This is a genomic window from Pseudomonas sp. SMSB3 (assembly GCF_052041965.1).
Lineage (GTDB): Bacteria > Pseudomonadota > Gammaproteobacteria > Pseudomonadales > Pseudomonadaceae > Aquipseudomonas.
In genome coordinates this window covers 207,529-224,660 of record NZ_JBKGGV010000009.1, presented here as the reverse complement: position 1 = coordinate 224,660, position 17,132 = coordinate 207,529, and the positions used below count along the sequence as shown (strand labels likewise).

Below are 17,132 nucleotides of genomic sequence, written 5' to 3'. Positions count from 1 at the left end.
GTTCAGATTGGCATTGTGCGACATGGCGTGTCCCTGACCCATGTCCGCAGGCGCAGAATGCTGCTCCGAAAAAGACATGCCGGTCCACTCGATCATGAGAAATTCTTGAGTTGATCTCAAATTTTATGAGTTTGTCTCAACGCCTTCGGCACCGGACAATCGCCTCATTCTTTTTTGCAGTTCGAGAGACATGACATGGCGCTGGCACACAATCTGGGCTTTCCGCGTACCGGCTGCGATCGCGCAATGCGGGCACGCCACTGGCAGGTGCAGAAAGAGGCCGGCATCGAACTGCTGCCCTTAGGCGACTTCGCCTGGTACGCCCCTGAGCAGCCGCACGCGCTGATTGATGCCGACCCGCAGGCCATTCTCGGCTGGGAAGCCTTGCACGCCGAGGTGCAAGACGCCACTGCGTTGGGCCACGCAGTCAAGCCCGTGGTGACAGGGCCGTTGAGTTACCTGTGGTTCGGCCAGGCAGAAGACGCTCAGCTCGACAGGCTGGAACTGCTCGATCGCCTGTTGCCGCTGTACGACCAGATGCTCAATCGCCTGGCTGGGCAAGGTGTCGAATGGGTGCAGATCGATGAGCCGATCCTGACCCTCGAGTTGCCCCAAGCCTGGAAGAATGCCTACGAGCGCGTCTATAACATCCTGCAGCGCGCGCCGCTGAAAAAACTCATTGCCACCTATGGCGGCGCGCTCGACGGGAACCTCGGCTTGGCCGTCAATCTGCCCGTCGACGGCTTGCATGTGGACCTGGTGCAGGCCGCCGAGCAGTATCAGACGGTGCTCGACCGGCTGCCGGCCTACAAAGTGCTGTCACTCGGTGTGGTCGATGCCGAGGATGCCGCGCCGGGTGAGCAGCAACAGCACCTGCAGCTGTTGTTCGATGCTCACGAGCGGCTGGGTGACAGGCTGTGGGTAGCCACCGCCTGCGCCTCGCTGCGTAGCCCGGTCGAGCAGGCTGTGCACAAGTGCCAGGAAGTCGCGCGGCTGGCCAAGGCCGTCAACCAGGCGGCTGAGCGCGCGGTGCGGGTCAGCGCCTGATCAGCGCTCGATCGCCAACGCGACGCCTTGGCCGCCGCCGATGCACAAGGTGGCCAGGCCCTTCCTGGCATCGCGCTTGATCATTTCATGCAGCAGCGTCACCAGCACCCGGCAGCCGGACGCGCCGATCGGATGCCCCAGGGCGATGGCCCCGCCATTGACATTGACCTTGTTCGCATCCCACTCCAGTGCCTTGCCCACCGCCAGCGCCTGGGCGGCAAAGGCCTCGTTGGCCTCGATCAGGTCGAGGTCGGCCAGTTGCCAGCCGGCCTTTTCCAGGCAACGCTGGGTCGCCGACACCGGCCCGATACCCATGAACGCCGGATCGACCCCGGCGCTGGCATAACTGGCGATCTTCGCCATTACCGGCAAGCCCAATGCCTGCGCCTTGCTGGCGCTCATCAGCAGAACGGCGGCGGCGCCGTCGTTGAGACTGGAGGCATTGCCAGCGGTGACGCTGCCGTCTTTTTTGAAGGCCGCGCGCAGTTTCGCCAGCGATTGGGCAGTGGTGTCCGCGCGCGGTTGTTCGTCGCGGGCGAACACGGTCGGCTCGCCTTTTTTCTGCGGGATCACGATTGGCGTGATTTCATCGGCGAAGCGGCCGGTCTCGATGGCTGCCACGGCCTTGCGCTGCGACTCGGCAGCGAAGGCGTCCTGCTGCTCACGGCTCAGGCCATAGCGTTCTACCAGGTTCTCGGCCGTGATGCCCATGTGGTAATCGTTGAAGGCATCCCACAGGCCGTCGCTGATCATGCTGTCGACCAGTTGCCCGTGGCCCATACGCTGACCGGTACGGGCCGAGGGCATCACGTACGGGGCCAGGCTCATGTTCTCCTGGCCTCCGGCGATCACCACCTCGGCGTCACCGCATCGAATCGCTTGCGCCGCCAGGTGCAGGGCCTTGAGGCCAGAGCCGCAGACCTTGTTCAAGGTCAGGGCTGGCACCGAATAGGGCAGGCCGGCCTTGATCGCCGCCTGGCGTGCCGGGTTCTGCCCAGCGCCTGCCGTCAATACCTGGCCGAGGATCACTTCATCGACCTGGGCCGGATCCAGTCGGGTCTGCTCCAGCAATTGCTTGATCACCGCTGCACCCAGGTCGACGGCTGGCAGGTTGGCCAGCGCGCCTTGGAAACTACCGATGGCGGTGCGGGTGGCGGCGACGATCACGACGTCGTTCATGTTGTTGTTCTCCGGGCAATGGGCAGGATCACTCCAGCATCGGCGGCTTTGGCTGATTTGTTAAGTTTGTTTTTCTTTGCCATTGATGTGAAAAGCAAATAAATGGCCGTACTGCGGACGAACAATGGCCGCGAACACCGTAATATGTGTCGGATAACCTGCGGGGGTAGTCTCACCCTCTGATCAAATGGAATCGCCCCAGGGGGCGTTTCCGCGCATAAACCTGACGAGGTACAGACATTGGCCATCATTCATCCTAAGGTTCGCGGTTTCATCTGCACCACGACTCATCCGAAGGGCTGCGAGCTCAACGTCCGTGACCAGATCGAAGCCACCCGCAAGCTCGGCGTGCGCGAGGATGGCCCGAAGAAGGTCCTGGTAATTGGCGCCTCCAGCGGCTACGGCCTGGCTGCGCGCATCACCGCGGCGTTCGGCTTCAAGGCCGATACCCTGGGCGTGTTCTTCGAAAAGCCCGGCACTGAAACCAAGCCTGGCACCGCCGGCTGGTACAACGCTGCCGCTTTCGACAAGTTCGCCAAGGCCGAGGGCCTGTACAGCAAGTCGATCAATGGTGACGCCTTCTCCGATGAAGCCCGTGCCAAGGTCATCGAGCTGATCAAGCACGAAATGGGCGGCAAGGTCGATCTGGTCATCTACTCGCTGGCTTCGCCTGTACGCAAGCTGCCGCAGACCGGTGAAGTGATCCGCTCGGCGCTCAAGCCGATCGGCCAACCGTACAAGTCGACCGCCATCGACACCAACAAGGACACCATCATCGAGGCCAGCATCGAGCCGGCCACCGAGCAGGAAATCGCCGATACCGTCACCGTGATGGGTGGCCAGGACTGGCAGCTGTGGATCGACGCCCTGGCTGGCGCCGACGTGCTGGCCGAAGGCGCCCGCACCGTGGCCTTCAGCTACATCGGTACCGAAATCACCTGGCCGATCTACTGGCACGGTGCACTGGGCCAGGCCAAGCAGGACCTGGACGAAACCGCCCTGCGCCTGGACCAGAAACTGGCCGCAGATGTGAACGGCGGTGCCAACGTGGCGGTGCTCAAATCGGTCGTCACCCAGGCCAGCTCGGCGATCCCGGTGATGCCGCTGTACCTGTCGATGGTGTTCAAGATCATGCAGGAGAAGGGTGTGCACGAAGGCACCCAGGATCAGCTCGACCGCATGTTCCGCGATCGCCTGTACCGCGCCGATGGCGCTCCAGCGCAAGTTGACGAAAAAGCCCGCCTGCGCCTGGATGACTGGGAACTGCGCGACGACGTGCAGGACGCCTGCAAGGCCATGTGGCCGCAGGTCACCACCGAGAACCTGTTCGAGCTGACCGACTATGCCGGTTACAAGAAGCAGTTCCTCAACCTGTTCGGCTTCGAGCGCGCCGACGTCAACTATGACGAAGACGTGGCCACCGACGTGAAGTTCGACTGCGTCGAGCTGTAAGCGCCCGTCAGCTGCGCCAGCAGGGCTGTCTTAGCCCTGCTGGCACGCTCGCCCGGCAACCGGGCCGGACGTCCTTCAGCCCTTGCGCGACAGCGGCTGCGCGGCAAACTTGACGCCTGCCAGGCCGTGCTCGATCAGTGCGCGGATATTGCCGTGGTCGCTGCCTTCAGGCGTTGCCAGCACGTCGCGGTAGTGCTCGCCGAAGGCCAGCAGCGCTTGCTCGTCGCTCAGCCCTTCAAGCAATGCCAGGCCCAAGGTCTTGCATGAGCCTTCGTTCTGCCCAGCCGCGTTTTCCACCCCGCCGTTGCTGAACGCTTGCGGCTGGTAGTGGTAATGGCTGGCAATGAACGCCAGGGTGTCGGCGAACTGGTGCTGGCCGCTGGAAAGGCTGGCGTACAGGGTGTTCAGATCAGTCACGGGGTTTTCCTTGTTCGAACGCCGCTTGCTGTTCGGCGCTGGCTTCTTTCTGGTATTGGGCTTTCCACTGCGCATAGGGCATGCCGTACACCGCTTCGCGGGCATCGTCCAGGCTGAGGTCGAGCTGGCGCTCATCGGCCGCGGCCTTGTACCACTTGGACAGGCAATTGCGGCAGAAGCCGGACAGGTTCATCAGGTCGATGTTCTGCACGTCGGTGCGTTTCTGCAGGTGGTCGACCAGGCGCCGGAAGGCGGCGGCTTCGAGTTCGAGCTGTTGCTGTTCGGTCATGGAGTCCTCTCAGATCATGCGATTCTTAAGGTGCCGGCCACCGTTGATGACCACCTGGCTGCCGGTGCTGTATTGGCTGGCCAGCAGGTACTTGACGGTCTCGATCAACGGGCCTGCGCCAGGCTCGAATTCCAGCAGGGCCTTTTTCAGGGTCTGCTGGCGGTAAGCCTCGTCGCCGTCCTGCTTGAGAATCAGCAGGCCAGGCAGAATGCCGTTGACGTGCACGGTGGGTGCGTACTTTTCAGCGAACGACAGCACCATGTTCTGCAACGCAGCCTTGGTCGCGGCATAACCGATGTGGCCTTTGCTGCCGCGTGACGAGGTTTCGTCGCAAATATGGATGATGTCGGCCTTTTCGACCTTGCCGAGCATTTCACCGAGCGCAAGGTTGAGGTGGTAGGGCGCTTCGACGTGCAGGCGGAACATGGTCTCGAGGTTGTCGAGGCCATCGTCGAGCCACAGCGAGGCATTGTGGATGATCGCCCGCAGGCCGTCGTAGCGCTGCTGCAGGTACTCGATGAGCGCATCCCGATCGGCCTTGATGCACAAGTCGGCCTGGAACTGCAGGATATTCGGATGCGCTGGGTGGGCTGACAGGCTGCGGCTGGCGCTGACCACGGTGTGGCCGGCCTCGGCCAGCTCGAGGGCCAGGGCCAATCCGACGCGCTGGCTGGCGCCGGTGACAAGGATTGGGCTGTTCATGTGCGGGCGGTCAACTTGTACGTTCTTCATTGCCGCCCAGCATACCCGAAGTGTTTCCCCCTTGGAGCAGTGACAGGCCGCGAGTCGCGTGTACCGGCCGCTGCTCAGCCAGGTAGCTGCTCGTGCAATTCAGGATGAACCTGACGGTGGGCTTGCAGGATGTACTCACGCAGCCGCTCGATTTCCGCCGCTGGGCTGCGGCTCAGGTCATAAGCCGCCAGGTGCGGGCCGACGCGGCGCAGTAAACGGCCATGCAGCCCGATCGCGGCGATGCCATCGGCGGCGAAATGCAGGTCGAAACGCGAGGGCGCCTTGTCCAGGCCCTGGACTTCGATCAATGCGCCGTTGAAGGAAATGTCTCGCACACACAGGCCACTGGCACGGCCCTGGTCGTCGAGCAATGGGCAAGGCTGCTCCAGCGACAGGCGCCAGGGGCGCAGCATCGGGCCATCTTCGTAGATTTCCGGCGAGCCGATCTGCACGTGCATGGCGTGAAATTCATCTTCGACCAGTTGCAGCGGAAAGCTGATCTGCTGGTTGTTGACTTGCGCCTGCAGGGTCACGCGTTCATTGGCCACCAGGCGCGCAAGCAGCGACTGCACATGCGGATCGCCATTGACCAGCAGGCTCGCCGTCGGCTCAGCCTGGTTCAACTGTGGCGAATGCTGCATGTCTTGGATGAAGTCCAGCTCGTCCTGAGTCAGGAGCGTATCTGCTTGCATGATCGAACTCGATGATGACCGTTTCTTCAACGAAGATTGACCTGCGCCGTAGGGCTTGGTTCAAAGGCTTGGCCTTGATTGGCGACGAACGGTACAGGCTGGCAAAGTGCGCACTGGCGGCCTTTTGCTATCTCGCGATGCTAGTATCCTACGGATTCACTCAGTTTCGGAATCTTCTTTCATGAAAGTCGCCATCATTTCTGGCTCCGTCTACGGCACTGCCGATGAAGTTGCCCGGCATGCCGCTTCATTGCTCGCCGCGGCCGGCCTGCAAGCCTGGCATGCTGCACGCGCCACCGCCCAGGATATCGAAGGCTTTGCGCCTGAGGCGTTGCTCGCAGTCACCTCGACGACCGGCATGGGCGAACTGCCGGACAGCCTGATGCCACTGTACAGCAGCCTGCGCGATACCCTGCCAAGCGCGCTGCGCGACTTGCCGGGCGCGGTGATCGCCCTGGGCGATTCGAGTTATGGCGACACCTACTGCGGCGCCGGCGAGCAACTGCGCGAATTGTTCGCCGAGCTTGGCGTGCGTGAAGTGCTGCCGATGCTCAAGCTCGATGCCAGTGAAACCGTCACCCCCGAAGCGGATGCCGAGCCGTGGTTGGCGGAGCTTGTGCAAGCGCTCAAGGCCTGAGCCCTGACAGCAGTGACCGTTCGTGCCACTGACTCGCTCGGTCATCAAGCTGGCTGGTAACGCAAGTTTCACCCGCCGGGCTGCTGATTACACTCACCTCGACATAGAGAGCACATGTAAGTGCCGAGGTGACATGCAATGACCGCAGCCTTGCTCTGTTTCGCCAGCAGCAACCCACCGAGACCATCCTGATGCCTTTGGCCGAGATTCCACTGCGCGTCTGGCGCACCCGTGGGCAGAGTTTTGCCTTCCGGGGGCAGACTATTCGTTACTGGACGGCGGGGCAGGGGGAGCCACTGCTGCTGCTGCACGGCTTTCCCACGGCCAGCTGGGATTGGCATTATTTATGGGCCCCCCTGGCCCAACGCTTTCGGGTCATCGCCTGCGACATGCTCGGTTTCGGCGATTCCGCCAAGCCGCTCGATCACACTTACAGCCTGATCGAACAGGCCGACCTGCAGCAGGCACTGTTGGCGCACTTGCAGGTCGACCAGCCCGTGCACCTGCTGGCGCACGACTACGGTGGTAGCGTCGCCCAGGAACTGCTGGCCCGGCATCATGATCAGCGTGCCGATATCGCCAGCTGCGCGTTCCTCAACAGCGGCCTGTTCCCGGAAAGCTGCCAGGTCCTGCTGGTGCAGAAGCTGCTGCTCAGTCGCCTTGGCTGGCTGGTCGGGCGCACCTTCGGGCGCGACGACCTGGTGCGCACGGTCAGCCACATCTACGGCCCGGCCACCCGCCCCAGCGAAAGCGCGCTGGATGACTGCTGGAGCCTGATGACCGCCAACCGTGGCACCCGCATCATGCACAAGCTGGTGGGGTTCGTGCCCGAGCGCAGGCAGCATCGCGAGCGCTGGGTTGGCGCCTTGCAGCGTGACGGGGTGGCGCTGCGCCTGATCAACGGCGTGGCTGACCCGGTTTCCGGCGCCGGCATGGTTGAGCGCTACCGCCAGTTGGTACCCGGCGCCGACGTGGTCGAGTTGGCCAACATCGGCCACTATCCGCACACTGAGGCCCCGGTGCAGGTGCTGCGTCATTACCTGGCGTTTCGCGAGCAGCCCCTGATATCGCTGCCGCGCAAGTTCGCCTGGTCTTGAGCAGGCGACCATCGCCGCTCGTTATCGCCTGGCATTCAGCCAGGGCGAGCTTGATTGTCCAGCGTTGCCGGCTGGCAGACACTCGACGCTCACCCTGATCTGGAGCCTTGAGCATGAGCGAGCCGGTTTCCCTGCAAGACCGCGTAGTGATCGTCACTGGAGCGGGCGGCGGCCTGGGCCGCGCCCATGCCCTGCTGTTTGCGGCGCGCGGTGCGCATGTGCTGGTCAACGACCTGGGCGGTTCGACCCACGGCGAAGGCGCCAACGCCTCGGCTGCCGACCAGGTGGTGGCGCAGATCCGTGCAGCGGGTGGCTCGGCCGTGGCCAACCACGACTCGGTCGCTGACGGCGCACGCATCGTCGAACACGCGCTGGACAGCTTCGGCAGGGTCGATGTGGTCGTCAACAATGCCGGTATTCTGCGCGACAAGGCATTTCACAAGATGGACGACAGCGACTGGGAGCTGGTCTACAAAGTCCACGTCGAGGGTGCGTTCAAAGTCACCCGGGCCGCCTGGCCGCATATGCGCGAGCAGCAGTGGGGGCGGGTGATCTTCACCTCGTCAACTTCCGGCATCTACGGCAATTTCGGTCAGGCCAACTACGCCATGGCCAAGCTTGGGCTGTATGGGCTGACACGCACACTGGCCATCGAGGGCCGCAAGCACGGGGTTTTGGTCAATGCCATTGCACCCACTGGCGGGACGCGCATGACCGAAGGCCTGATCCCGCCGCAGGTGTTCGAGCAGCTCAGGCCCGAGTTGATCAGCCCACTGGTGGTTTACCTGGGCAGCGAACAATGCCAAGACAGTGGCCAGCTGTTCGAAGTGGGCGGCGGTTGGGTCGGCAAGGTGCGCTGGGAGCGCAGCCTTGGCGTTGGCTTCGATCCTGCGCAAGGCTTCACTCCCGAGCAGGTGGCGCAGCATTGGGCACAGATCGGCGACTTCGAGGGCGCCGTGCATCCGCAGGACAACCTGCAGGCCCTGCAACAGATGATGGCCAACCTGCAGGCATAAAAAAAGCCGCTGCAACCAGGCAGCGGCCAATCGAGACGTTAGATCAAGGAGCTTCAAAATCAACGTCGGTGAACCTCGCCGGCATGAAAAGCGGGGGGAGAGCCCTGCATGCCGGCCAGTGTGCCAAGAATAAGCCTTTGATCAGGCAGGAAAAATAGCTGCCTGTGACATTCACCTTTACGTTTCGGGCAATAGTCGCCGCTTGCTCATGGCGCTGCCGAGTAGCCCATGCGCCAACTGGTTTCGCGCGCTGCGGCGAGCAGGCGCTGCGCTGCCGGGCCTTGCTCGTCGGCATGGAAAATCGACGTCGGGCCGACCACGGTCATCACCGCCGCCACCTGGCCCATGGCATTGAACACCGGCGCGGACAACGCATCCACGCCCGGCATCAACAAGCCATGCACATGGTGCAGACCGCGCTGACGAATCCCCGCGAACAGCCCGTCGTAGTCGCTGGCGTGCTGTTGCAGCGCTGCCAGTTCGCGGTCGCGCAGCTCCACGGTTTCGCGCGCGGGCAGATGGGCGGCGAACACCAGGCCAGTGGACGAACTGAGCAGCGGCAACACCGAGCCGATCTGCGTCACCACCGTGACCGCACGGACGGCCGGCTCGATGCTCACCACCGTAGCCCCCTGGTTGCCCCATACCGCAATGAAGCAGCTTTCGTTGAGCGCATCGCGCAGTTGCGACAGCGGCAGCGCCGCCACTTTCAGCACGTCCATGCTGCCCAGCGCGGCCAGCCCCACCCGCAGTGCTTCGCGCCCGAGGCCGTAGTGATTGGTGGCACCATCCTGTTCGGCGAAGCCACTGGCGATCAAGGCCTGCAGATAACGGTGCACTTTGCTTGCGGGCATCTGCACATGCTCGGCCAGGCGTGACAGCGAGGTCGAAGGAGAAAGCTCGGCAAGCGCCTTGAGGATGTCGGTGCCGACTTCCGCCGAGCGGACCTTCTGCTTGCCGGTGTCGGCGGGGGAGTGGGCTTTGGCCATGGATCGAGGGCTTCCGGTTCAGTATCGCGCCTTTATAGCTTGACGCCTGGCGGGTAGCAAATTACGTTATTCGTAATCAGATTACGATAAAAACAAAATGCGGAGGCTCCGATGACGCGCGATACGCCCCAGGACCGTCAGTACCTGAGCGGTTTCGGCAACGAGTTCGCCAGTGAGGCACTGCCTGGCGCCCTGCCAGTCGGGCAGAACTCGCCGCAAAAAGCACCCTATGGGCTGTACGCCGAATTGTTGTCCGGTACGGCCTTCACCATGCCGCGCAGCGAGCTGCGCCGCACCTGGCTCTACCGCATCCGCCCCTCGGCACTGCACCCACGCTTCGAGCGCCTGCAACGCCAGCCATTGGCCGGCCCGCAGGGCGCCGCAACGCCTAATCGACTGCGCTGGAACCCACAGCCGATGCCGTCTGAACCAACCGATTTCATCGATGGCTGGTTGCCGATGGTGGCCAACGCAGGGGCCGACAAGCCGACCGGCGTGAGCATCTATATTTACTGCGCCAACCGCAGCATGGAGCGGGTGTTCTACAACGCCGACGGCGAATTGCTGCTGGTGCCCGAGCAGGGCCGCCTGCGCATCGCCACCGAACTGGGCTTGCTGGAAGTCGAGCCATTGGAGATCGTGGTGATTCCCCGCGGCATGAAGTTTCGCGTCGAGCTGCCCGATGGCCAAGCCCGTGGCTACATCGCCGAAAACCATGGCGCGCCGCTGCGCCTACCCGATCTGGGGCCGATCGGCAGCAACGGCCTGGCCAATCCGCGCGATTTTCTGACGCCGGTGGCGCATTACGAAGAAGCCCGGGGCCCGGTGCAACTGGTACAGAAATTCCTTGGCCAGTACTGGGCTTGCGAGCTGCAGCACTCGCCGCTGGACGTAGTGGCCTGGCATGGCAGCAACGTGCCCTACAAGTACGACTTGCGCCGCTTCAACACGATCGGCACCGTCAGTTTCGACCACCCCGATCCGTCGATCTTCACCGTACTGACCTCGCCAAGCAGCGTGCATGGGCTGGCGAACATGGACTTCGTCATCTTCCCGCCACGCTGGATGGTCGCGGAGAACACCTTCCGTCCACCGTGGTTCCACCGCAACCTGATGAACGAGTTCATGGGCCTGATCAGCGGTGCGTACGATGCCAAGGCCGACGGTTTCCTGCCCGGCGGCGCCTCGCTGCATGGCGTCATGAGCGCCCATGGGCCGGACGCCGACACCTGCGACAAAGCCATCGCCGCCGAGTTGGCGCCGCACAAGATCGACAACACCATGGCCTTCATGTTCGAGACCAGCCAAGTGTTGCGGCCAAGCCTGCAGGCCCTCGACAGCCCGCAATTGCAGGCCGACTACGACCGCTGCTGGGCAAGCCTGCCGAGCACCTTCAACCCGAACCGGAGATAACCGATGAACCAGACCGCACGCGCCCGCAGCTGGATCGAGCACGCCAACGGGCACCGCGACTTCCCCCTGCAGAACCTGCCGCTGGGGATCTTCAGTCGCCCGGGTCAGGGCCAGCGCTGCGGCGTCGCCATTGGCGATGCGATACTCGATCTGCACGCCGTGCTGGCCGCAGGCCTGTTCGATGGTCAGGCCAAAGCGGCGGTCGAGGCCACGGCCGACGGCACCCTCAATGGCTTGTTCGCCCTGGGCCGCGAAGCGCGAGTGGCGCTACGCGAGCGTCTGCTGCACCTGCTGGGCGAGCACAGCGAGCATCGCGCCCAACTGCAAGGTGCACTGTACCCGGCCAGCGAGTGCCAGTTGCATCTGCCAGCCAAGGTCGGCGACTACACCGATTTCTATGTCGGCATTCAGCACGCGACCAACGTCGGCAAGCTGTTCCGCCCCGACAATCCCTTGCTGCCCAACTACAAGTACGTACCGATCGGCTACCACGGCCGCGCCTCGACCTTGCGCCCCTCTGGCACCGCTGTGCGCCGGCCCAAAGGCCAGACGCTACCTGCCGGGCAGACCGAGCCGCGCTTCGGCCCCTGTGCACGGCTGGACTACGAGCTTGAGCTGGGGATCTGGATCAGCGAGGGCAATGAGATCGGCCAGGCCATTCCGATCGCCGAAGCCGATCGCCACCTTGCCGGCCTGTGCCTGCTCAACGATTGGTCGGCGCGTGATATCCAGGCATGGGAATACCAGCCGCTGGGGCCGTTTCTGTCGAAGAGCTTCATCACCAGCCTGTCGCCCTGGGTGGTCACCGCCGAGGCCCTGGAGCCGTTTCGCTGTGCCCAGCCAGCGCGCCCGCAGGGTGATCCGCAGCCGCTGGCGTACCTGCTGGATGCAAATGACCAGGCCAACGGCGCATTCGATATCGAGCTCGAAGTGCTGCTGCTGACCGAGCGCATGCGCGAGCAGGGCCTGCCGGCTCATCGCCTGGGCCTGAGCAACACGTTGAACATGTATTGGACGGTGGCCCAGCTGATCGCCCATCACAGCGTCAACGGCTGCCAATTGCAACCGGGCGATCTGTTTGGCTCCGGGACGCTCTCGGGCCCGACCCCCGACGCCTACGGCAGCCTGCTGGAAATCACCGAAGGCGGTAAACAGCCGGTGCAACTGGCCAGTGGCGAACGCCGCACCTTCCTTGAAGATGGCGACGAAATCATCCTGCGTGCGCGTTGCACCCGCGAAGGACTGGCGAGCATCGGCTTTGGCGAATGCCGGGGCAAGGTCATCGCCGCCAATTGAGGGAGTGGGTCATGGAGCTGTACACCTATTACCGTTCCACCTCCTCCTACCGGGTGCGTATCGCCCTGGCGCTCAAGGGCCTGGACGTCCGGGCCGTGCCGGTCAACCTGCTCGAGGGCGAGCAGCGCGCAGCGGGTTATACCGCGCTCAACCCCCAGGGTCGGGTGCCGGCCTTGCGCCTTGACGATGGGATCTTGCTGGTGCAATCACCGGCCATCATCGAGTACCTGGAGGAGGTGCAGCCGCAACCGCCGCTGCTACCGGTCGAGGCTGCGCAACGGGCGAAAGTGCGTGGCGTCGCGGCGCTCATTGGTTGCGATGTGCACCCGCTGCACAACGTCAGCGTGCTCAACCAGTTACGCCAATTGGGCCACGACGAGGCGCAGATCAATCGTTGGATCGCGCACTGGATCGGCGAAGGTCTGGCAGCCGTCGAGCGCTTGATCGGCGCACGGGGCTATTGTTTCGGCGACGAGCCGGGCCTGGCGGACGTCTACCTGATCCCGCAACTGTACGCCGCCGAGCGCTTCGGCATCGACCTTGGCCGCTATCCACGGGTCAGTCGCGTCGCCGCCCTGGCTGCGCTTCACCCGGCGTTCCGCGCTGCCCATCCAGCTGCCCAGCCGGATGCGCCGACTCAGTGAATCGAGCGGGTCACGGCCGGTAGCTTGCCGATGCGTTCGGACAGTTTCAGGCGCTGCACGGGGTCATCGGTCAGTAGCAGGGCATGCTCCAGGTCGAACCGTTCGGCCTGGGGGCAGCCCAGCTGCTGGTACAGCGCGGCGCGGCTCAGGTAATCATTCACCTGTACAGGTCCCAGCTGCATGACCCGCTCGGCGTCGATCAGTGCGGCCAGCGGGTTATCGTTGCTGCTGTGCAGTTGTCGCAGGTTGCGTGACAGGCGCTGCAGCATCTGCACAGGGCTGGCGCGGCGCAGGTGTTCGGCAGTCAGCGGCACCTGCGGGCCGAACTGGCGGGCCAGCAACTCTCGACAATCGTTGGGATACAGGCGGCGCCCGCCGCAAGGGTCGAGCAAGTGATCGGCACCGGGCACGCGCAGCAGGAAATGACCGGGAAAGGCTACGCCCTCCAGGGGAATGGACAGGCGCCCGGCCAGTTCCAGGGTGATCAGCGCCAGTGCCAGGGGCTGACCGCGCCTGCGTTGCAGCACCTTGTCGAGCAGCGCCGCTTGCGGGCGCAGCGGGTGAAACTCATCTTGCTGAAAGCCCAGCGCGCTGAGCTGACGCAGCAGCGGTTGCGCCAGCTCCGGTAACGGCAGCAGCGGCAAGCTGGCACTGATTTGCCCTTGCACGTTGCGCAGCGTCGCCAGGCAGGCTGCGGGATCAACCTCGCGGTCATGCTCGACCGCTATCCACAGGGCAGCTTCCAGCAGGGCGATCGGCTCGCGCTCCAGGCAGGCCAGGCAGGCTTGACGTGGGTTCATGGGGGCCCTCCACACACGCTTGAGTATTAGTCGCGCTGCGCCTATTCGTCCAGTGGTCTGCCCGCGCTGCCGGTTCTGGCCGCGTGCCTATAATGGAGCCAGCACCTAGGGGAGCCTGTCGATGTTCGCGCTGATGCAAAGCACCCGAACCCAGTCGTTGCACCTGTTCGTCGACCCACCCAGTGGCCTCAAGGCGGTGGTGGCGATCCACAGCCAAGCGCTGGGCCCAGCCTTGGGCGGCTGCCGCTACCTGCCTTATGCCGATGATGAAAGCGCCATGTGTGATGCCATCCGACTGGCGCAGGGCATGAGCTACAAGGCGGCGCTGGCAGGCTTGGCGTTGGGCGGTGGCAAGGCGGTACTGGTGCGCAACCCTCATGTGGAAAATCGCGCCGCGTTGTTCGAGGCCTTCGGCCGTTTCGTCGATTCCTTGCAGGGGCGCTTCATCACCGCCGTGGACAGCGGCACCTCGACCCTGGACATGGACTGCATCGCCCAATGCACCGCACACGTGACCAGCACCACCGCCTGTGGCGACCCGTCGGCGCACGCGGCGATGGGCGTCTTCGCTGGCATCCGCGCCACGTCCCAGGCACGACTGGGCAGCGGCAACCTGGAAGGGCTACGGGTCGCGGTTCAAGGCTTGGGCAACGTCGGCTATGCCCTGGCCGAGCAACTGCATGCAGCCGGCGCAGACTTGCTGGTGAGCGACCTGGACCCTGGGCGCGTGCGCCTGGCCGTGGAGCTATTCGATGCCCATCCGGTCCCTCACGAAGCGCTGCTGAGCACGCCATGCGATATCTTCGCACCTTGCGCGATCGGACCGGTGCTCAATGGGCAGTCAGTGATGCAATTGCGCTGCGCGGCGGTGGCCGGGGCTGCCAACAACCAGCTGACCACGTTGCAGGTGGCTGATCAACTGGAGTCACGCGGCATCCTCTACGCCCCTGATTACGTCATCAATGCCGGTGGCATGATCTACGTGGCGCTCAAGCACCAGGGCTGCGACCTGAGCGCCGTCACCGCTCACCTGGCGCGCATACCGACGCGGCTGACCGAGGTGTTCGGGCATGCCCAGGCGGAAAAACGCTCCCCTGCGCGGGTGGCGCAGATGTTGGCCGAGCGCTTGCTGTACGGCTGATGTTCGCGCGGGGATTACTCGGCGGCCTGGCTTTCGAGCAGTTCGGCCAGCGCATCGGGCTGGCTCTTGAACGCGCGGGCGAATACATCGCGGTTCTTCGCCATGTAGATACCGGCTTCCTCGACTTGCTGCTCGCTCATCGACGGCACGGCCTTGTGCAGCACCTCGGCCAGGCGCTCGGCCAATTCGAGCATCTTGTCGTGACGGTCTGCTTCGGCCTTATCCATGAACAAGCGCTCCGGGTCGCGGCTGCTGCGGTACACCACTTCGACGGCCATTCATCACCTCTATGCCTTTTTGCTGATTGGGTTACTGTATCTATATACAGTAATGGCATTTCCCCCCGCGGCGCAACAAAAAGTTCTGGCAGACCCAGCCGGGGAGTGTCTTGCGGCAATCGGTCGCCTTCCAAGGCTGGGGCCTGGCCCTTTTACTGCATGGCACAAGCGTCACACAGCTGACGCATCATCGTTTCGTCGTAGGGGGAATGCACACCGTGAACATCAAATGGGCTGAAAGACTGCGCAAAGGGCTGCATGGCTCGGCGGACTCGCTGGGCAATCTGTGCGTGGAGGCCTTTCACTACCTGGCGTTGTTCGGCATCGGTGCGATCACAGCCTACGCGGCAGTGGTGACGTTTCTGGACATGCTGGGCAAGGGCGGCATCAGCGTCGATGACATTCTGCTGCTGTTCATCTACCTGGAGCTGGGGGCCATGGTGGGGATCTACTTCAAGACCAACCACATGCCGATCCGTTTTCTGCTGTATGTGGCGATCACCGCGCTCACTCGCTTGCTGATCGGTGACGTCTCGCACCACAAGGCACCCGATGAGGGCCTGCTGTATGTGTGCGGAGGCATCCTGTTGCTGGCATTCTCGATTCTGGTGGTGCGCTACGCGTCCTATCGCTACCCGTCCACCAAGGCTCTGGATGCCAATGGCAAGGATGTGGAAGACGGCAAATAAGGGGCTATCCCGTCATGTACAGGGCCAGGGCGGCGGCGTGTTGAATGCTGCGCTACGCCGGTGCGGTCGTGACGCAGGGTCATGACACCGCGCGTTGCAGGAGACTGACATGAACGATGCAACCGAAGCGATCCGCGCTTACCTGACCGAAGAACTGATGCCCTTGGGGCTGAACCCCGACGCGGTGTTCGTCAATGAAGTGGCCGATGTGGTCGAGCTTGAGGTGGTCCGCACCCGTACCCTGGTCGAAGAGGCCGCCTACTGGCTGGAACAGCGCGAGGAGCCGACCTACGACCAAGGCCTGTTCGGCCTGTTTCAGCAGCCGGGTACATTCGACCCGGCTCATCGGCTTGGCAGCCTGCGCCTGAGCGACTTCGAGCGCCTCATCGGGCGCCTGCTGGCCGCCTTGGGCTGAGATCAGTTGGCCACGCCGACCGTGGCGAAGCGCCGGGCCTCGCCCGTCATGGCGGCGAGCAGGGGCATCGGATTTTCGCCCAGCTCGATCGCCAGCCCCAGGCGAATGCTGTCGATGACCCGCCGCAAACGCACGGGATCATTGCGCTGGGCCTTGCTGATCAGGCGCTTGGCGACGATGCCAGTGTCATTGGACAAGGTCAGCATGATGCTGCCGTCGAGTCGTTCGATACTCAGGTTGACCCGGTACTCGTCGGCGAAGGCAGCGCTGATCTGCTCGAAAGGATTGTTCATGGTCAGTGCCTTGCAGAAGATGGACTGCAAAAGTTGACCGGAATGATGGGAGGAAGGTTCAGCCCATTGATCGTATAAACAAAACCGCCCGGCAATGCCGGGCGGTTTTCGTGGTGGAGGCGATCAGGCGTCTGGGTCGCTCAGCTCCAGTACCCCGCGCTTGCTGCGCAACTTGCCATACAGGTGTTCCAGGGCGTTGCTCAGCTTGCTCGCGGCACCTTCGACGGCCTGATCGAGCGAACCTGCGGTATGGGTCACGGAAATCGGCTGATGGCCTTTGGGGCGAGCCTCCAACTGGCAGCGCTTGTCATGCGGGCCGGGCTTGTCGCCGTTTTCGTCCTTCAGGTGCACTTCGATGCGGGTAAGGTCGTCATCGAAACGTTCGAGGGTGGCTTCAAGCGTGCTGCGGACCCACTCGTTAAGACGGATGTTGCCTTCGATATGGTTGCTGCTGTTGACCTGGATTTGCATGGTTCCAATCCTTATTCAGCTTGCTCGCAGGGAGGAGCGCCTAGGCCACTGAAGGCCCTGGGAATTCTGCGCCTCTTTACTGTAAGGTCAGGCAACCGGGAAACGAATTCAAGTCCTTGGCAAAAATAAATGTTCTGTAGCAAAT

General features: G+C 63.4%; 21 protein-coding genes. 11 read left to right on the top strand and 10 right to left on the bottom strand.

Translation table 11 applies throughout. The annotated features are described in order from the left end of the window. Positions 1 to 195: 195 nt before the first annotated feature. Entirely contained in the window at positions 196 to 1,047 is an 852-nt protein-coding gene (locus tag ACLEJW_RS16525) for a 5-methyltetrahydropteroyltriglutamate--homocysteine methyltransferase (protein ID WP_440777909.1), read from the top strand. Here ACLEJW_RS16525 and ACLEJW_RS16520 read toward each other — a convergent pair whose 3' ends face one another. Then, positions 1,048 to 2,226: an acetyl-CoA C-acetyltransferase gene (locus ACLEJW_RS16520; protein WP_145188592.1), complete on the bottom strand. Its 1,179-nt coding sequence runs from the start codon at positions 2,224 to 2,226 to the stop codon at positions 1,048 to 1,050. It abuts the gene before it with no gap. 240 nt (positions 2,227 to 2,466) lie between these two features. On the opposite strand from ACLEJW_RS16520, the gene fabV reads away from it, so the two are divergent. Beyond that, positions 2,467 to 3,678, top strand: coding sequence for an enoyl-ACP reductase FabV (gene fabV / locus ACLEJW_RS16515; RefSeq protein WP_145188589.1), 1,212 nt, complete (start codon positions 2,467 to 2,469; stop codon positions 3,676 to 3,678). A 75-nt stretch (positions 3,679 to 3,753) separates the two neighbouring features. Here fabV and ACLEJW_RS16510 read toward each other — a convergent pair whose 3' ends face one another. The 4 genes from ACLEJW_RS16510 to ACLEJW_RS16495 all read right to left on the bottom strand — a co-directional run bounded on the left by ACLEJW_RS16510 (position 3,754) and on the right by ACLEJW_RS16495 (position 5,808). Beyond that, complete coding sequence (locus ACLEJW_RS16510) at positions 3,754 to 4,095, bottom strand: HopJ type III effector protein (RefSeq protein ID WP_313297671.1); 342 nt, start codon at positions 4,093 to 4,095, stop codon at positions 3,754 to 3,756. Then, a complete protein-coding gene (locus ACLEJW_RS16505) occupies positions 4,088 to 4,384 on the bottom strand; it encodes a DUF1244 domain-containing protein (protein ID WP_145188583.1) in 297 nt (98 codons plus the stop codon). Before ACLEJW_RS16505 ends, ACLEJW_RS16510 begins: the two co-directional genes overlap by 8 nt. Positions 4,385 to 4,393: 9 nt before the next feature. After that, positions 4,394 to 5,086 carry a dihydromonapterin reductase gene (gene folM, locus ACLEJW_RS16500; RefSeq protein ID WP_313644942.1) on the bottom strand — a complete coding sequence of 231 codons (693 nt, stop codon included), beginning with the start codon at positions 5,084 to 5,086 and terminating at the stop codon, positions 4,394 to 4,396. A 104-nt stretch (positions 5,087 to 5,190) separates the two neighbouring features. Continuing rightward, positions 5,191 to 5,808 carry a hypothetical protein gene (locus ACLEJW_RS16495; RefSeq protein ID WP_145188577.1) on the bottom strand — a complete coding sequence of 206 codons (618 nt, stop codon included), beginning with the start codon at positions 5,806 to 5,808 and terminating at the stop codon, positions 5,191 to 5,193. 181 nt (positions 5,809 to 5,989) lie between these two features. Here ACLEJW_RS16495 and ACLEJW_RS16490 point away from each other — a divergent pair, with 181 nt between their 5' ends. The 3 genes from ACLEJW_RS16490 (at position 5,990) to ACLEJW_RS16480 (ending at position 8,558) form a co-directional block, all read left to right on the top strand. After that, a complete protein-coding gene (locus ACLEJW_RS16490; RefSeq protein ID WP_145188574.1) occupies positions 5,990 to 6,445 on the top strand; it encodes a flavodoxin in 456 nt (151 codons plus the stop codon). A 191-nt stretch (positions 6,446 to 6,636) separates the two neighbouring features. Further along, entirely contained in the window at positions 6,637 to 7,542 is a 906-nt protein-coding gene (locus ACLEJW_RS16485; protein ID WP_440777919.1) for an alpha/beta fold hydrolase, read from the top strand. Between the two features lie 113 nt (positions 7,543 to 7,655). Continuing rightward, positions 7,656 to 8,558, top strand: a complete 903-nt coding sequence (locus tag ACLEJW_RS16480; RefSeq protein WP_440777908.1) for an SDR family oxidoreductase — start codon at positions 7,656 to 7,658, stop codon at positions 8,556 to 8,558. A gap of 206 nt (positions 8,559 to 8,764) precedes the next feature. Here the strand turns inward: ACLEJW_RS16480 and ACLEJW_RS16475 are convergent, their stop codons facing one another. After that, complete coding sequence (locus ACLEJW_RS16475; protein WP_313297683.1) at positions 8,765 to 9,547, bottom strand: IclR family transcriptional regulator; 783 nt, start codon at positions 9,545 to 9,547, stop codon at positions 8,765 to 8,767. 111 nt (positions 9,548 to 9,658) lie between these two features. Here ACLEJW_RS16475 and hmgA point away from each other — a divergent pair, with 111 nt between their 5' ends. Genes hmgA through maiA form a run of 3 tightly spaced genes read left to right on the top strand, consistent with a single transcriptional unit; the run spans position 9,659 to position 12,900 of the window. Then, on the top strand, positions 9,659 to 10,960 hold the full coding sequence (gene hmgA / locus ACLEJW_RS16470) for a homogentisate 1,2-dioxygenase (protein WP_440777907.1): 1,302 nt from the start codon (positions 9,659 to 9,661) through the stop codon (positions 10,958 to 10,960). Positions 10,961 to 10,963: 3 nt separating this feature from the next. Next, positions 10,964 to 12,256: a fumarylacetoacetase gene (fahA, locus tag ACLEJW_RS16465; RefSeq protein ID WP_313297688.1), complete on the top strand. Its 1,293-nt coding sequence runs from the start codon at positions 10,964 to 10,966 to the stop codon at positions 12,254 to 12,256. 11 nt (positions 12,257 to 12,267) lie between these two features. Beyond that, the gene (gene maiA / locus ACLEJW_RS16460) at positions 12,268 to 12,900 is read left to right on the top strand and encodes a maleylacetoacetate isomerase (protein WP_440777906.1); all 633 of its coding nucleotides are present in this window, start codon (positions 12,268 to 12,270) and stop codon (positions 12,898 to 12,900) included. On the opposite strand, the gene ACLEJW_RS16455 is transcribed toward maiA, so the two are convergent. Further along, positions 12,894 to 13,700, bottom strand: coding sequence for a SirB1 family protein (locus ACLEJW_RS16455; protein ID WP_440777905.1), 807 nt, complete (start codon positions 13,698 to 13,700; stop codon positions 12,894 to 12,896). The two genes, maiA and ACLEJW_RS16455, sit on opposite strands and share 7 nt — an antisense overlap. 121 nt (positions 13,701 to 13,821) lie before the next feature. Between ACLEJW_RS16455 and ACLEJW_RS16450 the strand changes: the two genes are divergently transcribed. Then, positions 13,822 to 14,841, top strand: a complete 1,020-nt coding sequence (locus ACLEJW_RS16450) for a Glu/Leu/Phe/Val dehydrogenase family protein (protein WP_313459776.1) — start codon at positions 13,822 to 13,824, stop codon at positions 14,839 to 14,841. A 14-nt stretch (positions 14,842 to 14,855) separates the two neighbouring features. Here the strand turns inward: ACLEJW_RS16450 and ACLEJW_RS16445 are convergent, their stop codons facing one another. Then, a complete protein-coding gene (locus ACLEJW_RS16445) occupies positions 14,856 to 15,119 on the bottom strand; it encodes a YebG family protein (RefSeq protein WP_145188551.1) in 264 nt (87 codons plus the stop codon). A 218-nt stretch (positions 15,120 to 15,337) separates the two neighbouring features. On the opposite strand from ACLEJW_RS16445, the gene ACLEJW_RS16440 reads away from it, so the two are divergent. Together ACLEJW_RS16440 and ACLEJW_RS16435 are read left to right on the top strand one after the other, a co-directional pair. Beyond that, positions 15,338 to 15,808 (top strand): phosphate-starvation-inducible protein PsiE, encoded by a 471-nt coding sequence (locus ACLEJW_RS16440; RefSeq protein WP_145188548.1) that lies wholly within the window; start codon positions 15,338 to 15,340, stop codon positions 15,806 to 15,808. Positions 15,809 to 15,917: 109 nt separating this feature from the next. Then, positions 15,918 to 16,223, top strand: a complete 306-nt coding sequence (locus ACLEJW_RS16435; protein WP_145188545.1) for a hypothetical protein — start codon at positions 15,918 to 15,920, stop codon at positions 16,221 to 16,223. A 2-nt stretch (positions 16,224 to 16,225) separates the two neighbouring features. Here ACLEJW_RS16435 and ACLEJW_RS16430 read toward each other — a convergent pair whose 3' ends face one another. Together ACLEJW_RS16430 and ACLEJW_RS16425 are read right to left on the bottom strand one after the other, a co-directional pair. After that, positions 16,226 to 16,516: a DUF3509 domain-containing protein gene (locus ACLEJW_RS16430; RefSeq protein WP_145188542.1), complete on the bottom strand. Its 291-nt coding sequence runs from the start codon at positions 16,514 to 16,516 to the stop codon at positions 16,226 to 16,228. A gap of 123 nt (positions 16,517 to 16,639) precedes the next feature. Next, a complete protein-coding gene (locus tag ACLEJW_RS16425) occupies positions 16,640 to 16,987 on the bottom strand; it encodes an HPF/RaiA family ribosome-associated protein (RefSeq protein WP_145188539.1) in 348 nt (115 codons plus the stop codon). Between the last annotated feature and the right edge of the window lie 145 nt (positions 16,988 to 17,132).

What these genes read in the sequence shown, in the direction of transcription:
- ACLEJW_RS16525 (WP_440777909.1), top strand. Translation starts at nt 196, where the DNA reads ATGGCGCTGGCACACAATCTGGGCTTTCCGCGTACCGGCTGCGATCGC.
- ACLEJW_RS16520 (WP_145188592.1), bottom strand. Translation starts at nt 2,226, where the DNA reads ATGAACGACGTCGTGATCGTCGCCGCCACCCGCACCGCCATCGGTAGT.
- ACLEJW_RS16505 (WP_145188583.1), bottom strand. Translation starts at nt 4,384, where the DNA reads ATGACCGAACAGCAACAGCTCGAACTCGAAGCCGCCGCCTTCCGGCGC.
- folM (WP_313644942.1), bottom strand. Translation starts at nt 5,086, where the DNA reads ATGAACAGCCCAATCCTTGTCACCGGCGCCAGCCAGCGCGTCGGATTG.
- ACLEJW_RS16495 (WP_145188577.1), bottom strand. Translation starts at nt 5,808, where the DNA reads ATGCAAGCAGATACGCTCCTGACTCAGGACGAGCTGGACTTCATCCAA.
- ACLEJW_RS16490 (WP_145188574.1), top strand. Translation starts at nt 5,990, where the DNA reads ATGAAAGTCGCCATCATTTCTGGCTCCGTCTACGGCACTGCCGATGAA.
- ACLEJW_RS16485 (WP_440777919.1), top strand. Translation starts at nt 6,637, where the DNA reads ATGCCTTTGGCCGAGATTCCACTGCGCGTCTGGCGCACCCGTGGGCAG.
- ACLEJW_RS16480 (WP_440777908.1), top strand. Translation starts at nt 7,656, where the DNA reads ATGAGCGAGCCGGTTTCCCTGCAAGACCGCGTAGTGATCGTCACTGGA.
- ACLEJW_RS16475 (WP_313297683.1), bottom strand. Translation starts at nt 9,547, where the DNA reads ATGGCCAAAGCCCACTCCCCCGCCGACACCGGCAAGCAGAAGGTCCGC.
- hmgA (WP_440777907.1), top strand. Translation starts at nt 9,659, where the DNA reads ATGACGCGCGATACGCCCCAGGACCGTCAGTACCTGAGCGGTTTCGGC.
- fahA (WP_313297688.1), top strand. Translation starts at nt 10,964, where the DNA reads ATGAACCAGACCGCACGCGCCCGCAGCTGGATCGAGCACGCCAACGGG.
- maiA (WP_440777906.1), top strand. Translation starts at nt 12,268, where the DNA reads ATGGAGCTGTACACCTATTACCGTTCCACCTCCTCCTACCGGGTGCGT.
- ACLEJW_RS16455 (WP_440777905.1), bottom strand. Translation starts at nt 13,700, where the DNA reads ATGAACCCACGTCAAGCCTGCCTGGCCTGCCTGGAGCGCGAGCCGATC.
- ACLEJW_RS16450 (WP_313459776.1), top strand. Translation starts at nt 13,822, where the DNA reads ATGTTCGCGCTGATGCAAAGCACCCGAACCCAGTCGTTGCACCTGTTC.
- ACLEJW_RS16445 (WP_145188551.1), bottom strand. Translation starts at nt 15,119, where the DNA reads ATGGCCGTCGAAGTGGTGTACCGCAGCAGCCGCGACCCGGAGCGCTTG.
- ACLEJW_RS16435 (WP_145188545.1), top strand. Translation starts at nt 15,918, where the DNA reads ATGAACGATGCAACCGAAGCGATCCGCGCTTACCTGACCGAAGAACTG.
- ACLEJW_RS16430 (WP_145188542.1), bottom strand. Translation starts at nt 16,516, where the DNA reads ATGAACAATCCTTTCGAGCAGATCAGCGCTGCCTTCGCCGACGAGTAC.
- ACLEJW_RS16425 (WP_145188539.1), bottom strand. Translation starts at nt 16,987, where the DNA reads ATGCAAATCCAGGTCAACAGCAGCAACCATATCGAAGGCAACATCCGT.